The 15091-nt window shown below is 62.4% G+C and carries 17 protein-coding genes; 5 read left to right on the top strand and 12 right to left on the bottom strand.

Features of this window, described 5'->3' with window-relative positions; translation table 11 throughout:
- The first annotated feature begins 140 nt into the window (after window positions 1–140).
- The 3 genes from QN084_RS05810 to QN084_RS05820 all read left to right on the top strand — a co-directional run bounded on the left by QN084_RS05810 (window position 141) and on the right by QN084_RS05820 (window position 2634).
- Window positions 141–692, top strand: coding sequence for a YceI family protein (locus QN084_RS05810; RefSeq protein WP_069695972.1), 552 nt, complete (start codon window positions 141–143; stop codon window positions 690–692).
- Between the two features lie 193 nt (window positions 693–885).
- Window positions 886–1602: a hypothetical protein gene (locus QN084_RS05815; protein WP_285751202.1), complete on the top strand. Its 717-nt coding sequence runs from the start codon at window positions 886–888 to the stop codon at window positions 1600–1602.
- 264 nt (window positions 1603–1866) lie between these two features.
- Window positions 1867–2634 (top strand): hypothetical protein, encoded by a 768-nt coding sequence (locus QN084_RS05820; RefSeq protein ID WP_062097793.1) that lies wholly within the window; start codon window positions 1867–1869, stop codon window positions 2632–2634.
- A gap of 58 nt (window positions 2635–2692) precedes the next feature.
- Here the strand turns inward: QN084_RS05820 and QN084_RS05825 are convergent, their stop codons facing one another.
- Window positions 2693–3400 (bottom strand): redox-sensing transcriptional repressor Rex, encoded by a 708-nt coding sequence (locus QN084_RS05825; RefSeq protein ID WP_021474353.1) that lies wholly within the window; start codon window positions 3398–3400, stop codon window positions 2693–2695.
- Window positions 3401–3475: 75 nt separating this feature from the next.
- Window positions 3476–3730, bottom strand: coding sequence for a glutaredoxin family protein (locus QN084_RS05830; RefSeq protein ID WP_021474352.1), 255 nt, complete (start codon window positions 3728–3730; stop codon window positions 3476–3478).
- Between the two features lie 269 nt (window positions 3731–3999).
- Here QN084_RS05830 and QN084_RS05835 point away from each other — a divergent pair, with 269 nt between their 5' ends.
- Both QN084_RS05835 and QN084_RS23990 read left to right on the top strand, forming a co-directional pair.
- Complete coding sequence (locus QN084_RS05835; protein WP_021474351.1) at window positions 4000–4815, top strand: HAD family hydrolase; 816 nt, start codon at window positions 4000–4002, stop codon at window positions 4813–4815.
- A 529-nt stretch (window positions 4816–5344) separates the two neighbouring features.
- Window positions 5345–5920 (top strand): endonuclease domain-containing protein, encoded by a 576-nt coding sequence (locus QN084_RS23990; RefSeq protein ID WP_310649511.1) that lies wholly within the window; start codon window positions 5345–5347, stop codon window positions 5918–5920.
- A 245-nt stretch (window positions 5921–6165) separates the two neighbouring features.
- On the opposite strand, the gene QN084_RS05845 is transcribed toward QN084_RS23990, so the two are convergent.
- From QN084_RS05845 to QN084_RS05890, 10 genes are all read right to left on the bottom strand, one after another.
- Window positions 6166–6264 (bottom strand): 30S ribosomal protein bS22, encoded by a 99-nt coding sequence (locus QN084_RS05845; RefSeq protein ID WP_003792170.1) that lies wholly within the window; start codon window positions 6262–6264, stop codon window positions 6166–6168.
- A gap of 171 nt (window positions 6265–6435) precedes the next feature.
- A complete protein-coding gene (locus tag QN084_RS05850) occupies window positions 6436–6648 on the bottom strand; it encodes a helix-turn-helix domain-containing protein (protein ID WP_021474348.1) in 213 nt (70 codons plus the stop codon).
- Window positions 6649–6798: 150 nt separating this feature from the next.
- A complete protein-coding gene (locus tag QN084_RS05855) occupies window positions 6799–7947 on the bottom strand; it encodes a 3-deoxy-7-phosphoheptulonate synthase (RefSeq protein WP_021474347.1) in 1149 nt (382 codons plus the stop codon).
- A 220-nt stretch (window positions 7948–8167) separates the two neighbouring features.
- On the bottom strand, window positions 8168–9175 hold the full coding sequence (locus tag QN084_RS05860) for an acetylxylan esterase (RefSeq protein WP_021474346.1): 1008 nt from the start codon (window positions 9173–9175) through the stop codon (window positions 8168–8170).
- A gap of 49 nt (window positions 9176–9224) precedes the next feature.
- A complete protein-coding gene (locus tag QN084_RS05865; RefSeq protein ID WP_069695895.1) occupies window positions 9225–9950 on the bottom strand; it encodes a DUF1961 family protein in 726 nt (241 codons plus the stop codon).
- Window positions 9947–10618, bottom strand: a complete 672-nt coding sequence (locus tag QN084_RS05870; protein ID WP_069695896.1) for a rhamnogalacturonan acetylesterase — start codon at window positions 10616–10618, stop codon at window positions 9947–9949. Before QN084_RS05870 ends, QN084_RS05865 begins: the two co-directional genes overlap by 4 nt.
- Before the next feature lie 38 nt (window positions 10619–10656).
- Window positions 10657–11529: a carbohydrate ABC transporter permease gene (locus QN084_RS05875; protein WP_021474343.1), complete on the bottom strand. Its 873-nt coding sequence runs from the start codon at window positions 11527–11529 to the stop codon at window positions 10657–10659.
- Window positions 11529–12503, bottom strand: a complete 975-nt coding sequence (locus tag QN084_RS05880; protein ID WP_069695897.1) for an ABC transporter permease — start codon at window positions 12501–12503, stop codon at window positions 11529–11531. Before QN084_RS05880 ends, QN084_RS05875 begins: the two co-directional genes overlap by 1 nt.
- Window positions 12500–14032 carry an extracellular solute-binding protein gene (locus QN084_RS05885; protein ID WP_069695898.1) on the bottom strand — a complete coding sequence of 511 codons (1533 nt, stop codon included), beginning with the start codon at window positions 14030–14032 and terminating at the stop codon, window positions 12500–12502. The genes QN084_RS05880 and QN084_RS05885 overlap by 4 nt, the downstream gene beginning before the upstream one ends.
- 287 nt (window positions 14033–14319) lie before the next feature.
- Window positions 14320–15081, bottom strand: a complete 762-nt coding sequence (locus tag QN084_RS05890) for a YesL family protein (RefSeq protein WP_069695899.1) — start codon at window positions 15079–15081, stop codon at window positions 14320–14322.
- Window positions 15082–15091 lie beyond the last annotated feature (10 nt).

Below are 15091 nucleotides of genomic sequence, written 5' to 3' on the forward strand. Positions count from 1 at the left end.
TTTCCAAAAATGTTCCGGCGAGGCGGAATAAAAGATGCATATGCATGTTTATACTGGATACGAAGCTCGGTTGATGCTTCAAGTAATCAGGTTCAGCCGGGTAAGCACTATCCCTTCCACCACACAGGAGCAACACCATGATGACCCTCCCCGCCAACGTCACCACCGGCACTTGGACCCTCGACAACTCCCACAGCGAGATCGCTTTCACCGTACGTCACGCCGGTATCAGCAAGGTTCGCGGCCAGTTCAAGGACGCGTCCGCCACCCTGGAGGTCGGCGAAACCCTCACGGACTCCAAGGTGACCGCCACCATCCAGACCGCCAGCTTCGACTCCGGTGACGCCAACCGCGACGCCCACGTCAAGGGCGAGGACTTCTTCGACGTGGAGAAGTTCCCGGAGATCACCTTCGTCTCCCGCCACGTCAAGGCCAACGGAGACGGCTTCGACCTTGTGGGCGATCTCACCATCAAGGGTGTCACCAAGGAAGTTGCCATCGAGACCGAGTTCAACGGCGTGGCCGTAGATCCGTTCGGCAACACCCGCGCCGGCGTCTCCGGCGAAACCACCATCAGCCGCAAGGACTTCGGCCTCACGTGGAACGCCGTGCTCGAGGCCGGCGGCGTCCTGGTCAGCGACAAGGTTGCCATCAACCTCGAACTCGCCTTCATCGCACCGGCCGCTGCCTGATTTCCCCGCTTTTCCACGGAACGGCGTCTCCCCCTCACCGCATCAGGTGAGCCCCCACGGGGCTGGGCGGAGGCGCCGTTTCCGCATGCTCGGAACTCGCCGGGCCAATAGCTGGCTGACCTGCGCGTATCTACCCAAATCGTTGGTCCGGAATTTCCTATGTTTCGTACACCCTGCGGTCTAGAGTGATGCCATGAGTAACCCAGACGAAGCACCACAGCCACAGCAGCCCGGCGCCCAGCCTCCGCAGCCCGGCAATGTTCCTCCTGCGGGTTACCAGCCTCCGCAGGGCTACCAACCTCCCCAGGGCTACCAGCCGCCCCCGGGTTATCAGTCTCCGGGTCAGCAGTCCCAGCCCGGCCAGTATTCACAGCCGGGCCAGTATTCGCAGCCTGCTGCGGGCCAGCCCGGCGGGTTCCACTTCGAAATGCCCACCGACGGTCCCCGGAGCTTCAACGATGTCCTCCCCCAGGGTGGCTTCTCCGGCATGTTCAAGACCCAAGGCCTGCCCACCGAGCTGAAAGTGTCCTATTTCATCTGGGTGATCTCGGGCCTGGTTGGGTTGCTGTTCGGGCTGATCGGACTTTTCGCCATCATCGCGGCCTTCGCCTTCATTCCGGCCCTGGCAGCCGTAGCACTGGTACTGCTCCTCGTGAGCCTCGCCGTGGCCGCAGCCCAAGTGGTGCTGGCCATGAAGATGAAGGAAGGCAAGGAATGGGCGCGCCTGGCGCTCACCGCCATTGCCGCCGTGTCACTGGTGCGCGCCATCTTCGGATCCATCAACATGGGCGGTCCAAGCACCGGGCTGGGCAGCAACTGGTTCGGCTTCCTTGTCAGCGCCGTAGCCGTTGTCCTCATGTGGCTTCCCAACTCGCAACTTTGGTTCAAGGCAGTCAAGGGCACTGCCTGACCAAACCGATGCTCCGCCGTCGGGCGTTGCTCAAGCGCGGAAGGCCGCGGCCCTTATTGGGGTCCGCGGCCTTCATCACGAAGGCGTATTTCCCGCGGTCTTTGTACGCCCACATGATGATTTATCCACACGCGGGAAATTCCAGCGTGTGCTCGTCCCCACCGCCAAACGGTCGGGGTACGGTGGATTCAGAACCATGCTGGGGGCAGGGTATTTTGTGGACCCCGGTAGCCGTACCAGCAGTCGAACAAGCAAAGGAATGCCATGAGCAACCCTCCCTACCCGCCCTCGAACCCGGGCGACTCCGGCCCCGAGCAGCAGGGGTCCCAGCCCTCAACACCGCAGTACGGCCAGCAGTCCCAGCCGCAGGCGCCGCAGTACGGGCAGCCGGCGGCTCCCCAGTACGGTCAGCAGACGCCGCAGTATGGCCAGCAAGCCCCACAGTATGGTCAACAGGCACCGCAGTACGGGCAGCAGGCTCCCCAGTATGGGCAGCAGGGTTCGCCTTACGGCCAAGCTGCTCCGCAGTACGGGCAGGACACCAACTGGCCCAGCCAGCAGCCCGGTCCCAGCGGCGTCCCCCAACTGGTCAACGTTTCCTTCTGGATGATCCTTGCTGCCGGCATCCTGACCCTGATCTCCATCCCCATAACCATCGCCCTGCTGAACTCCAGCGAAGGCCAGTCCATGATTCAGGACGCCCTTGATGCGCAGGGCACCAGCGGAAGCGAAATCTCGGTGAGCAGCATCGTTGGCGTTGCCATCACGTTCGTGGTCATCATTTCGCTCATCATGGCCGGGCTGTATGCCTTGGTCGCCTTCAAGATCCGCAAGGGCAAGAACTGGGCCCGCATCCTGGGCACGGTCTTCGCTGCGATTTCGCTTCTCGGCCTGACCCAGATCGGCGTGGGCACCATCACCATCCTGCTCGGCGTTGCCGCGATGGTGTTGCTTTACCTGCCGGCTACTGCTCCCTACTTCCGTAAGCAGCAGGCCTTCGGCAACCCGTACCAGAACCCTTACGGCCGCTAGGCCATCACTTCACGGTCAGAGGCCGTGAACTTTCAACGACGGGCACGGACCCGGCGGGCTAAACGGCCTCGCCCGGAGTCTGTGCCCGTTGTGCGTGGTACGCCAGGATCTGCAGCTCGGTGGCCATGTCGACTTTCCGCAGATTGACGTGCGGCGGGACCTGAAGGAGCACGGGTGCGAAGCTCAGGATGCTACGGATCCCCGCGGCGATAACCCGGTCGCAGACTTGCTGGGCGACTGTTGCAGGGAGCGCCAACACCACCATGTTGGCGTGGGTCCGCTCCAAGACGCGTTCCAGCTCGGCGGCATCGCTGACCCGCAGCCAGCCCACCTCGTTGCCGATCACCATGGGATCGGCGTCGAAAATGGCAACAACATCGAAGCCACGGGACTCGAACCCTCCGTACCGGGCCAGCGCCTTGCCGAGGTTACCGGCACCAACAATCGCGACCTTCCAGTCGTGCGTCAGCCCCATGGCAGCGGCGATGTGGCGGCTGAGATTCTGCACCTCGTAGCCCACCCCCCGGGTGCCGTAAGACCCCACGTAGGACAGGTCCTTGCGGAGGGTGGAGGAGCTGACACCGGAAGCCTCAGCCAAGGCCTCCGAAGAGACCCGCTCCACGCCTTCAGCCAGAAGCGAGTTCAGCGCGCGCAAGTAGAGGGTCATCCGGGCCACAGCCGCGGGCGGGATCTGCTTCGTGGCAGATTCATGGTCCCCCGTTGTTGCTTCAGGGGACGGTTCCAGCGCAGTCACGGTTTTCTCCATTGCGTCACTTTGTTGTTCAACTCTATGGCCCCCGGCCACGCTCAACAAAAGCCGTTACCTCCCGGTTGCTGCCGCTCAGGCCGCCAGGGCCTTCTTGAGAATCCGCATCAACCGCTGTTCGTCGATGGTCCAAAAATCCCGCTGCACGCCGTCCACCAGGACCACCGGGATCTCCTCCGCGTACTTCTGCTGCAGCTCAGGATCATCCTCGATCCGTTGCTCCGTCCACGCCACTCCGAGCCCGGAGGTCACGCGTTCGACGGCGGCGCGGGCCGCCGTGCAGAGGTGGCAGTCAGCTTTGGTGAGGAGGACGACGTCGGGAGTAGCCATGCCTCCACGTTAACCCCCGTCCAGCCCATCCCTCTGCCACATCCCACCCCCTTCCCACCATCCCTCTCCCACATCCCACCCCCACCCGACCATCCCTCTGCCACATCCCACCCCCACCCGACCATCCCTCTGCCACATCCCACCCCCACCCGACCATCCCTCTCCCACATCCCACCCCCACCCGACCATCCCTCTCCCACATCCCACCCGCGGGGCGGCGTGAACGCGCCTCCCAGCGAGGGGCGGCGGCAATTGACTAGACTCAATGCATGCCCGAGGAGAATAACGCCGCCATAGCCGCGGCTGCCCTAGCGCAGTCGAATACCGGTGAGGCTGCTTTCTTCGACGTGGACAACACCTTGATGAAGGGCGCAAGCCTCTTCCATGTGGCCCGGAAAATGTACGAACGAAGGGCCTTCACGCTGTCCCAGGCGGCGGGGTTCGCCTGGAAACAGTTCAAGTTCGTATTGCGCGGCGAAAACCTGGATGATGTCCATGCCGTCCGGGACTCGGCCTTAACGCTCGCCGCAGGAATCACTGTCGATGACATCAAAGCACTTGGCGAAGAGGTCTACGACGAAATGATCGAGTCCAGGATTTGGCCCGGCACCAAGGCCTTGGCGGAGCAGCATCTTCGAATTGGTCGACCCGTCTGGCTGGTTACTGCAACTCCTATCGAAGTTGCCACAGTGATATCCACCAGGCTTGGGCTGACCGGCGCTTTGGGTACCGTCGGTGAGATCGAGGACGGTATGTATACCGGGCGTTTGGTGGGCGACATTCTGCATGGTCCGGCCAAAGCAGTCGCCGTCAGCCTGGTCGCTGAAAGGGAAGGCCTGGATTTGGAGCACTGCTGGGCCTACAGCGACTCCGCCAATGACATCCCCCTCCTCACCATGGTGGGCCATCCCGTGGTGATCAATCCTGATTCCCGGCTTCGCAAGCACGCCCGCGAGAACAACTGGCCGGTCTACGACTTCCGCTCCGGTCGCCGCGCGGCGACCCTCGGCCTCAAAGCCGCTACGGTGGGTGGGGCTGTTTATGGATTGTGGCGGGGATTCAGCCGCTTCCGCACCCCCCGCTGATCCTCTATCACTTCCCGCCCGGTTTTCCGGCCTCCTCTATCACTTCCCGCCCGGTTTTCCGGCTTCCTCTATCACCCGGTCAGATCGACCGCCGACCTGTGGATAACTTCTGCGGGCATCGAGGCTTTCCGGCAACAATGCCTTTATGGAAAAGCCTTCTCTCATCAGCCCTAGACTGCCTTACGCGCCCTTTACATTGAATGAAGCCAAAGCTGCGGGGTTACAACAGACCGAGCTATGGCGGCGAGCTGACATCGATCCTGTCAGCAGGGGCCTCTATCGACCGGTGGAGTGGGATTTCGACCTTGCAGCGGCAGCGCGGTCGTTGTCCGCCGCCAGCCCGGGCGCATGGATTTCACACGTTACTGCCGCAAGATTACAGGGACTTTTCCTTCCGCCGTGGTTGTCAGATTCCAACGAACTGCACCTCAGCAAACCCAGGAAGCTTCCGCCTGTGCGCCGCAAAGGAGTGGTCGGACATACTGTGTTGGCCTTTGACGGTGAAGTCGAAGAGACGCAGGGAATTCGGATGACCACGCGTTCGAGGACGTGGCTCGACTTGGCCACACAACTACCGTTATACGACCTCATCTGCGTTGGAGATCAGCTCATACGCGTGCCGAGGCCGGAGTTGGAAGGACGAACTGCTCCATACACAACCCTCGCTGAACTGCGCACACTGCTGGACCGTCACCGCAGAAGGCAGGGCGTCGTCCGCGCGCGTGAGGCCCTCGAGCTTTTGCGCGTCGGCGCTGATTCGGCACCGGAAACGCGGCTTCGGCTCGCCATGCTCGATGCTGGCCTCCCGGAGCCTGAACTCCAAGTGAAACTTCGGGTAGGGGATCCCTTCTCGCCGACTACCGACCTGGGCTTCAGGGCCCGCCGGCTCGCCATACAGTACGACGGCGGCCATCACCTTGAGGAGGAACAGATCCTCAGCGATATGCGCAGGGATAAAGCCTTTCGGGCGGCCGGATGGACCGTTTTGGTATTCGACAAAGACGACGCGGGAGAAGACTTCGTCTCTGCAACGAAGCAGATCAAAAAGGCACTGCGGACGGCGTGGATGGACCCTTCGGTCGAGTCCGGCTTTGCCCGGGGGTGATAGATGGACGCCCCGAAACCGGCGGAACGTGATAGAGGAACACCCCCCACAACCGGCGGGAGGTGATAGAGGAACACCCCCCACAACCGGCGGGAGGTGATAGAGGAACGCCCCGAAACCGGCGGGAGGTGATAGAGGGGCACCCTAAAGGGCGCGGGAGGTGATAGAGGGATGCAGGAGGGGCGGGGATGCAGAAATGCCCGTTACCTTGGAGGCAACGGGCATTCACGCTTGATGAAGTATTTCTACTTCTTATTGCGGCGCTGGTGGCGAGTCTTGCGAAGCAGCTTGCGGTGCTTCTTCTTGGCCATACGCTTGCGGCGCTTCTTAATAACTGAACCCACGAAAGTTCCTTACAAACTAGATGAAGGTCCTGTCTGTTGGAACGGATCCGCGGACAAAGCAGCAGACAGTACAACTGACAGATTCTTACAATGACGTAAAACGTTCCTTAACAGGGTACCGCTTCGCAGAGGTACCCGATGACCACGGCCCGCTGTGCGGACAATCGGCACTCAGGCGGTCTCGGTTTGCCCGTCCACAACAGCACCTTTCAGGTACTGTGCGACGGCCTCCTCGGGGACACGGAAAGAACGGCCGAACCTGACGGCCGGCATTTCTCCGGAGTGAACCAAGCGGTACACGGTCATTTTGGAAACGCGCAGGACGTCGGCCACTTCGGCCACCGTCATGAAACGCGCGTTCGAGAAGTTAGTCTCCGCGGACATTTCCCATATTCCTTTGCTCTCAGACAATAGGACACCCCCAGCAGAACGGTGTGCCGATGCTGAGCCATCAAACAACCATGTCTAGATACTCTAGAGGCTGATGGTGCCAATGTGAAAGCACTTTGGGAAAAGTGGGACTGTACTTCCCGCCTACTCCCCCGACGCCAGCCGACGCTTCCGGGCCGAGGCCGCCAGCTGCTCCAGAACGGAAGCAGTAACGTCCCACTCCATGCAAGCATCCGTGACGCTCTGGCCGTAGACGAGGTCCTGTTCCCCCGCGAGCTGCTTGGCGACGTCCAGGTTCTGCGCTCCGCCAACCAGGAAGCTTTCCAGCATGACGCCGGCGATGGGGGTGGCCGGATCGGATTCCAGCTGGGCGCCGATCTCCAGCGCCACTTCGGCCTGGCGGTGGTGGCTCTTCCCGCTGTTGGCGTGGCTTGCGTCGACGATCAGCCGGGGGTTCAGGCCCTTCGAAGAGAGCTTTTCCGAGGCATGGGCCACGTCATCCTGCGAGTAGTTGGGGCCCTTGCGTCCGCCGCGGAGAATCACGTGCGTGTCCGGGTTTCCAGCGGTTGCCACCAAAGCCGCCCGGCCGTCGTCGTCGATTCCCAGGAAGGCCTGTTCGGCGGCAGCGGCGCCGCAAGCGTCGATGGCTACCTGGAGGTCGCCGTCGGTACCGTTCTTGAAGCCGATGGGCATGGACAGTCCGGAGGCGAGCTGGCGGTGGATCTGGCTTTCGGTGGTCCGCGCGCCGATGGCACCCCAGGAAACCAGGTCAGCCATGTACTGCGGGCTGATGGGTTCCAGGAACTCCGTGGCGGTGGGCAACCCCAAGGAAGTGACCTGTTTCAGGAAGCCGCGGGCGGCGCGGAGGCCGGAGGCGATGTCATGGCTGCCGTCCAGGTGGGGATCGTTGATGAGGCCCTTCCACCCCACGGTGGTGCGCGGCTTTTCGAAGTAGGTCCGCATGACGATCAGCAGGTCTTCCTTGTGCTTCTCGGCCTGGCTGACCAGCCGCCGGGCGTATTCGAGGCCTGCCTTGGGGTCATGGATGGAGCAGGGGCCCACGATCACCAGCAGCCGGTCGTCGACGCCGTCCATGACGGCGCGTACTTCGTCGCGGCCACGGTCGACGACGGCAGCCGAGCGGGCGTCCAGCGGCAACTCCGCGATGATGTCCTGGGGTGCCGGAAGGGGCTCGAAACGGGCCACCCGAAGGTTGGAGGTGGCGGGCTGCGCGGCGCCAAGGGCATCAACGGGGTGGGCGGCTGCAGCGGTTTCGTGGGCGATGCTGGTCATTTTCTGGGTCCTGTTCCGGTGGCGGAGCGGGCCCCTTTTCAGAACCCGCCGGATATGGCGAAGGGCAGAGAATCATCTCTGCCCTGTTGGCTCTGAAGGAAAGTTGGATGCGTGTCAGTTAGACGCGGGCCCCTCCAGAGCCAACGAAAAATACGCATACCAACGCTTAGTCATAGCCACACCATAACCGCGGCGAATCAACCCCGGCAAATCGCGTCCGTCATGATGACAAAAGTTTGCGCAGGAACTGCAACTGCTTGATCCAGTGGTGTTCCTGCCCGCCCTCGTGGTTGTTGAAACGGTAGACCTCAATGTCCTTTTCCGGGGTACCGCCGGTAAGGCCGTAGTTGTTGTAGCCGGCAAAAACAGTGGACGGCGGGCAAATGTCGTCCATTTGGGCGGCGGAGAAGAGGGCCGGAACGGTGGCGGCCCTCCCCAAGTGCACGCCGTCGAAGTAGTTCAGCACGGCGAGCATGGCCTCGTAGCGGTCCCGGTGCCGGCCGAGGAAGGAGGCGATCTCCGGGTACGGTCCGCGGGGAGTAATGTCGATGGCCCGCGGGAAGTCCTGCAGGAACGGGACGTCGGGCATGGCGGCGATAACGCCGTCGAGCCTTCCCGCTGCCAGCCCCGCGGTGGCCACGGTGATGCCGCCGCCCTGGCTGATGCCCGTCAGCACCACTTTGGAAGGGTCGACGGCGGGATGGCTCTGTGCCGCTTCGACGGCACGGAAGGCGTCAACATAGACACGGCGGAAGTAGTAGTCATCCTGGTGCCGGATGCCGCGGGTCATCAGGCCGGCATAGGCCACGTCCCCAGCAGAGGAATGCGGATCCGGGGTATCGCCGGAAACGCCGCCGTAGCCCTGGCCGCGCGAGTCCATGATGAAGTGCGCGTATCCGGCCTGCGCCCAGCGTGTGTTCTGGTTGGCCAGCCCCCGGCCACCCGAGTAGCCGATGAACTCAACCACAACGGGCAGGCGCTGCCCGGGCTGGAGGTGTGCGGGGAGGTGCAGCCAGCCCTTGATCCGGTGGCCGCCGAAGCCGGAGAAGGTGACGTCAAAGGTGTCGATGACGGCGAGGTAGTTGTCGACGGGCTCGAAGGTGGCATCGAGGGAAAATTGGCGCGCTTCCTCAATGGTCCGGTCCCAGAACGGTTGGAGGTCGGCCGGCTGGACGGCGCTGGAGGTGTAGTCGCGGAGCTGTTCGAGGGGAAGGTCGAAAAGAGGCATGGTCCGTTCCAAGGAGAGAGGGGTTGGTGGTAGCGCAGTTGAGGACATCCTACGTCATGGCAGCGTGGTCTCCGTCACTTAGGGGCCCGACCATCAGGTTCCGGTAGGCGGCCCGGAGCGGAGCCATCTGGCGGATCCCGAAGTAGCCTCCGCCCAAGGGCACGGCCGCCGGGTCCGACCATGCGAACAAGGACAAACCGTTGATGGAGAAAAGGACCTCCGGCCCGTCCTTGACCACTTCCATGCGGTAGAAGCCATCCGCATCCTCGGCCGGCGGGAGCGGATCGGCTCCCTGCGCCACGAGTTCGAATCCGGCGCTCTTCCGGAGGTTGCAGGTGCGGAACGCGCGCTCGGAAGCGTACTTGTGCCGGAAGTAGGAGATATGAAGGGCGTCGATGTCGCCGGAGTGGTACTGCGGATAGAACCCGGTGCGCGGAGTGAGGGCCGAGGAGAACAGGTCTTCGCCACCGTGGCCGCGGGCCGCAAAGAACACCATCGCCAAGCCCGGTTCTTCGATCGGCTTGAACTCCCACGTGATGCGGACGTGGTCCGGCAATTCGCGGGGACACCACAGCGTCCAGTGGGCATGGTCGCCGCGGACTTCAGGATCAAGCGCGCCCGAAAGCAGCAGCGCCGGCCCGCCGTCGTCGCCTGCACCGCCGTCGTCGCCTGGACCGTCGTCGTATGTTTCCAACCGGACCGGCCCCTCGGCGATCCAGTCGGCAACGTCGTCGGGTCCCCTGAGCTTGTTCCCGTAAACAGTAGCGACGCTCAAGCCTGCACCCCTGCGCTCAACGACACCGGCAGACCAAACCCGAGCGTTTCCAGTTCGCCCGCCACGTGAGCCGCGATCAACCGCGCACCCTTCTCATGAAAGTGCGTGTTGTCCTCGAGGCCGCCAACCCAATGCGCATGCTCCCCGGGTGCGAAGTGGAAGAACAGCTCCGTGGAACCCTCCTCCCCCAATTCCAGGTACAGTGCGCGGGTCCAGCGGTTCAGGTCGATGACGTCCAGTCCCAGCCCGCCTCCGAGTTCACGCACGACGGCGGGATACTCACCGAGCGTCTCCTGAAGGGCGCCGCCGTCGAAATGCCGGCGTTCCACCGGGGTACACAAAATCGGAATCCCGCCCTTGGAACGCACCTCGGCAACCATGCGCCGGAGGTTCCCCGCGTAGCCTGTCCGGGCGGCGAGGTGGGCGCGCTTCTGGTCGTTGTGTCCGAACTGGATCAGGACCACGTCGCCTTGGACCGTCTGATGGAGAAGCTGGTGCCAGAGGCCTTCCTCGCGGAACGACTCCGTAGTGGCGCCGCCCTTGGCGTAGTTGTGCACGGCCGCCCACCAGAAGGTTTCGGGCGCAAGGTGGGCGCCCCAACCGCTCATGGGGTATTCGTAACTTGGGCAGGCCGCCACTGTGGAGTCGCCCGCGAGGAGGATTTTCATGGTTGTCCTTTGGTGTGAGCCTTGTGAGCTTGTGAGCCTCAGCCCTTCACTGAGCCGATCAGCATTCCCTTGGCGAAGTGCTTCTGGAGGAAGGGATAGAAGATCAGGATGGGCAGGGTGGCCACAACGATCACCGCGAATTTCACGCCTTGCTCGGGCGGGATGTAGGTGGGGTCCACATTGCCGGTACCCAGGAGGTCCGACGCTGCCGTCACTTGCCGGAGGTACATCTGCAGGGTCCACATACTGTTGTCGCTGAGGTACAGCAACGGAGACATGAAGTCGTTCCAGATCCCGACGGCGTAGAACAGGGCAAACGTGGCCAGCACGGGCTTGGACAACGGCAGCAGGATGCGCCAGAGAATTCCAATCTCCGTAGCGCCGTCCATCTTGGCGGACTCCTCCAGTTCTCCGGGTAGCTCCTGGAAGAAGTTCTTGATGATGATCAGGCTGAACGGGTTGATGGCTGCCGGCAGGATCAACGCCCAGTATGTGTTCAGGAGGCCGAGGTCCTTGACCAGAAGGAAGGTGGGGATCATTCCGCCGGAGAAGACCATGGCAAAGACCACCAGGGAAAGGATCAGCTTCCGGCCCCGGAGTCCGCGCTTGGCCAGCGGGTAGGCCATGGTCACCGTCAGCAGGAGCTGGATCAGGGTGCCCACCAGGGTCACGAGCACCGTGGTGAGCAGGGCCTTGGTGAACGCAGGCGTGGAGAAGATGTACTCGTAGGAACCGAGCGTGAACTGTTCAGGCCAGATGAAGAACGGCCGCCTGGTGATTTCCGCTTCGGAGGCGAACGATCCGGCAAGGACGTACACGAACGGCAGCAGGGTGACGATCCCCACCAGGGACAGGAAAACGTAGTTGGCGGCGTCGAAGATCCGCCCGCCTCGGGTGTTGTGAATCTTCATTAGAACAGTCCGCTCTGGTTGAAGCGTTTTGAGAGCCAGTTGGTGCCGAAGATCAGCACGATGCCCACCAGCGACTTGAAAAGCCCGACGGCGGTGCTATAGCTGTAGGCGCCTTGGGTGATGCCAACAAAGTAGACGTAGGTATCGAAGACATCGGCCACACTGCGGTTGAGTGCGTTGGTCATGAGGTAGATCTGCTCGAAGCCGGTGTTGAGCATCTGTCCGATGGCCAGGATGAGCATCACGATCACCGTGGACCGGATGCCGGGAAGGGTGATGTGCCAAACACGCCGGAAGCGGCCGGCGCCGTCGATGATTGCGGCCTCGTACTGGTCCTGGTCAACGGTTGCCAGCGCGGCGAGGAAAATAATGGTTCCCCAGCCGGTGTTCTTCCAGATTTCCTGGAGCACGATCAGCGGCCGGAACCAGTTGGGATCGGAGAGGATGTCCACGTTGGTGCCGAAGAGTCCGTTGACGAACTGGAAGAGCGGGCCGATGTCCAGCGCGAACAACAGGAAACTCAGGGACGCGACGATGGTCCAGGACAGGAAGTGCGGAATGTAGACGAGCGTCTGGACGGTGCGCTTGAGGATGCTGAGCCGGACTTCGTTGAGCAGCAGCGCCAGCACGATGGTCAGCGGGAACGCGATGCCCAGGTTGAGGAAGGCAAGGATCAGCGTGTTGCCGAGCAGCCGGGGAAAGTCAGGGTTCGCGAAGAAGTCCTGGAAATGCTGCGTTCCCACCCAGGGGCTGCCGTTGACGCCGAGGAAAGGAACGTAGTCCTTGAAGGCGATGGACACCCCGTACATGGGTCCGTACCGGAAGATCGCAAAGTACAGGAGCCCCGGGAGCAGGAGCAGGTAGAGCCACTTGTAGTGGGCGAAGTGGACGGCAAAACCGCGCCGCCGCGCCGGGGCGGGCGGCTGCGTGGCCGCCCGCTCCGGAGCTTTGGTCTCAACGACGGGCGCTGTCACTTCTTGTTTTCCTGCCAGAGCTTGTTGATTTCTTCCTTGACCTTGTCACCGCCGCTGGTGTTCCACAGCTTGATGGCGTCCTTCAGGCCCTGCTCATCGATCTGGCCGGCGAGGTACTTGATGCGGGCGTCGGCAACGATGTTGTCCAGCTGGGCGCCCTTGGCAACGTAGGTTGGCGAGACGAAGGCCGCGGCCGGGTTGTAGACGGCGCTCTTGAGGTCCTCGGCCATCACGTTCTGGCGGTCTTCGAACACTTTTTGTTCGTACTCGGAGGCCTGCTTGACGTCGTAGAAGTTGTTGCCGGTGACGTTGGTGCCAAGCTGTGAGTAGCTCTTGACGTCGGTGTTGATTTCTTTGCCTTCCGGAGTCTCCGGCGTGATCTTGGCAGCGAGGTTGTCCTGGACCGTGAAGTTGACGCCTTCGATGCCGTTGTTCAACAGCACGGCCGCTTCCTTGCTGTTCATGGTGTCCAGGAACTTCAGGACGTTATCCAGCTCAGCTTCCGTGCGGACGCTGGACTTGGGGATGGCCAGGAATCCCGAGTAGCCGTCCGTGGGGTGGGCGTGCAGTTCTCCGTCCGGGCCCTTCAGGCTTCCCACGAAGCCCACTTTGTTCTGGAAGTCAGCAGGGTTGGCCTGCTTGAAAAGGTTGATCAGCACGCTGACCCGGGAGTCGACGTCGACGATGATTCCGCCCTTGCCGTTGAAGAACGGCTCGTTCCACTTGGTGGGATCGAAGGTGGCGAAATCCGGGTTGATGAGTTTCTCGTCCACCATCTTCTTGATGAACCGGTCGGCTTCGAGGAATTCGTCCGTTTCGAAGCTCGGGACCAGCTTGCCGTCCCGTTCCGTCCAGCGGTTGCCTGCGCCAAACCAGGTTTCCATCAGGTCGTAGGGGCTGTTGGTGCCCAGCGATCCCCATTTGGGGATGGTGATTCCGTAGGTGTCATTCTGGCCGTTGCCATCCGGATCCTGTTCGGTGAAGGCCTTGGCAACTTTGTAAAGGTCTTCCACCGTTTCAGGAGCCTTCATGCCGACTTTGTCCAGCCAGTCCTGCCGGAACATCACGGCCGCGCGGATCGGGTTGCGGGCCCGGAACACCCCGTACACCTTTCCGTTGACGCTTGCGTTCTGTTGGACTTCAGGGAAGGTGGTCTTGAGGTTGGGGTAATCCTTGAGCTTGTCCGTCAAGTCCCAGAACGCCCCGGCCTCGGCGTTCTTCACGAAGCCCGGGGACTTGCTCTGGACCACCAGCACCTGTGGAATGTCCGAGGAAGCCAGGGTGATGTTCATCTTGTCTTCGTACGAGGCATTCGGTGCCCACGAGATAGTGATGTCCTTGCCGGTCATCTCTTCGAGCTTCTTCTGTACAGCCCCGTCGGAGGAAGGCGGCTGCGCCTCAAGGAATGGCGCCATGATGCTGATGCTCTTCATGTCGGCGGCTTGGGGCTCACCCCCGCCGCATGCGGTCAGCGCCAGTGCGACGGAAACAACGACGGCGGCTGCGAGCGTTGATCTTCTACGGTTCATGATGTTCCTTTTCCACTTCTTCGGGGTTGGTGTCCGTCGGGAGTTCCAGGCTTCGGCCGCCGTGGAACCGTTTGATGGTCCACAGCTGCGTACTCACCAAAATTTGATACGTTTCATTAATGTCGCCGCCAGAGCCGGACAGAGTGTTCAGATCCCCTCCTGGCGACCGGCCGGGGATGGCTTGCCCAGGCGGGACAGGCGAGGGAGCTGCACCCACGGCATCCCAAGACGCGACATCGAGGGCCCGGTGCAAATCAGGCCGCATTACCGGCACTTCGGGACCAAGGTCACGCAAGGCTGGCCTCCTTGTTTGCCGGCACGGCGGTGGCGGTGGCAACAAGAGCCGGCCGGGCAGCGGTCACACGTGACGCTGCTCCGGAAGCGGCCGGCGGCGCCAGCACCTCAGCGGCACCATCAGCGGCCGCGCTTCCCTGGGCAACGGCGTCGTCATTGGCTGTGAAGAAGCGGTCGCACAACCAGCCCGTGACGTACAGCCAGGCGCCGACCCCGAAGAACGGAATGAGCCCCGGAACCTGGCGGCACGCGAACGCGGCGGCCACCGTCATAAAGAGCAGGATGGCCGTCCCGGCCAGGTGGCGCATGGCGAAGCGCGAAGACATCAGGAAGTACTGGGGAATGGTCAGCTCGTAGCGGGCAAACATCGGGAAGAGGTGGCAGAGGGCGCCCGCAGCGAACAGGACCAGCAGGAGAACGGCCATGGATGCCACCTGCGATCCAAGGTCCCAGCCGGCCGAGAAGTAGCTCCAGTTCAGGAACAAGGCAACGGCAACCAACAGCACCGGAACGCCCAGCAGATTCCCTTTGAGGAAGTTCTTGAAGTACTCGCGCGCAAATCGCTTCAGCAGCGGCGCCGCGTTTCCTCGAACCCGGTCGCGCACCAGGATGTGCGCAGCCGCTGTGCTTGGACCTACACCCAGCACCACCCCGCCCAGAAGGGTGAAGGTGGTCCAGAAAATGTTGAGGCAGGCGATCCAGAGGAGTGTGTCGAAGAAGGCGTAAGCCCGGAATCCGAGTCCGCCAGACGGCATGGAACTCCCC

Origin of the sequence: Paenarthrobacter sp. R1, assembly GCF_030264015.1 — a bacterium.
Classification (GTDB): domain Bacteria; phylum Actinomycetota; class Actinomycetes; order Actinomycetales; family Micrococcaceae; genus Arthrobacter; species Arthrobacter ureafaciens.

Excerpts from the sequence above, each read along its gene's own strand:
- QN084_RS05810 (WP_069695972.1), top strand. The coding sequence starts at position 141 with ATGACCCTCCCCGCCAACGTCACCACCGGCACTTGGACCCTCGACAAC.
- QN084_RS05815 (WP_285751202.1), top strand. The coding sequence starts at position 886 with ATGAGTAACCCAGACGAAGCACCACAGCCACAGCAGCCCGGCGCCCAG.
- QN084_RS05820 (WP_062097793.1), top strand. The coding sequence starts at position 1,867 with ATGAGCAACCCTCCCTACCCGCCCTCGAACCCGGGCGACTCCGGCCCC.
- QN084_RS05825 (WP_021474353.1), bottom strand. The coding sequence starts at position 3,400 with ATGGAGAAAACCGTGACTGCGCTGGAACCGTCCCCTGAAGCAACAACG.
- QN084_RS05830 (WP_021474352.1), bottom strand. The coding sequence starts at position 3,730 with ATGGCTACTCCCGACGTCGTCCTCCTCACCAAAGCTGACTGCCACCTC.
- QN084_RS05835 (WP_021474351.1), top strand. The coding sequence starts at position 4,000 with ATGCCCGAGGAGAATAACGCCGCCATAGCCGCGGCTGCCCTAGCGCAG.
- QN084_RS23990 (WP_310649511.1), top strand. The coding sequence starts at position 5,345 with ATGACCACGCGTTCGAGGACGTGGCTCGACTTGGCCACACAACTACCG.
- QN084_RS05850 (WP_021474348.1), bottom strand. The coding sequence starts at position 6,648 with ATGTCCGCGGAGACTAACTTCTCGAACGCGCGTTTCATGACGGTGGCC.
- QN084_RS05855 (WP_021474347.1), bottom strand. The coding sequence starts at position 7,947 with ATGACCAGCATCGCCCACGAAACCGCTGCAGCCGCCCACCCCGTTGAT.
- QN084_RS05860 (WP_021474346.1), bottom strand. The coding sequence starts at position 9,175 with ATGCCTCTTTTCGACCTTCCCCTCGAACAGCTCCGCGACTACACCTCC.
- QN084_RS05870 (WP_069695896.1), bottom strand. The coding sequence starts at position 10,618 with ATGAAAATCCTCCTCGCGGGCGACTCCACAGTGGCGGCCTGCCCAAGT.
- QN084_RS05875 (WP_021474343.1), bottom strand. The coding sequence starts at position 11,529 with ATGAAGATTCACAACACCCGAGGCGGGCGGATCTTCGACGCCGCCAAC.
- QN084_RS05885 (WP_069695898.1), bottom strand. The coding sequence starts at position 14,032 with ATGAACCGTAGAAGATCAACGCTCGCAGCCGCCGTCGTTGTTTCCGTC.
- QN084_RS05890 (WP_069695899.1), bottom strand. The coding sequence starts at position 15,081 with ATGCCGTCTGGCGGACTCGGATTCCGGGCTTACGCCTTCTTCGACACA.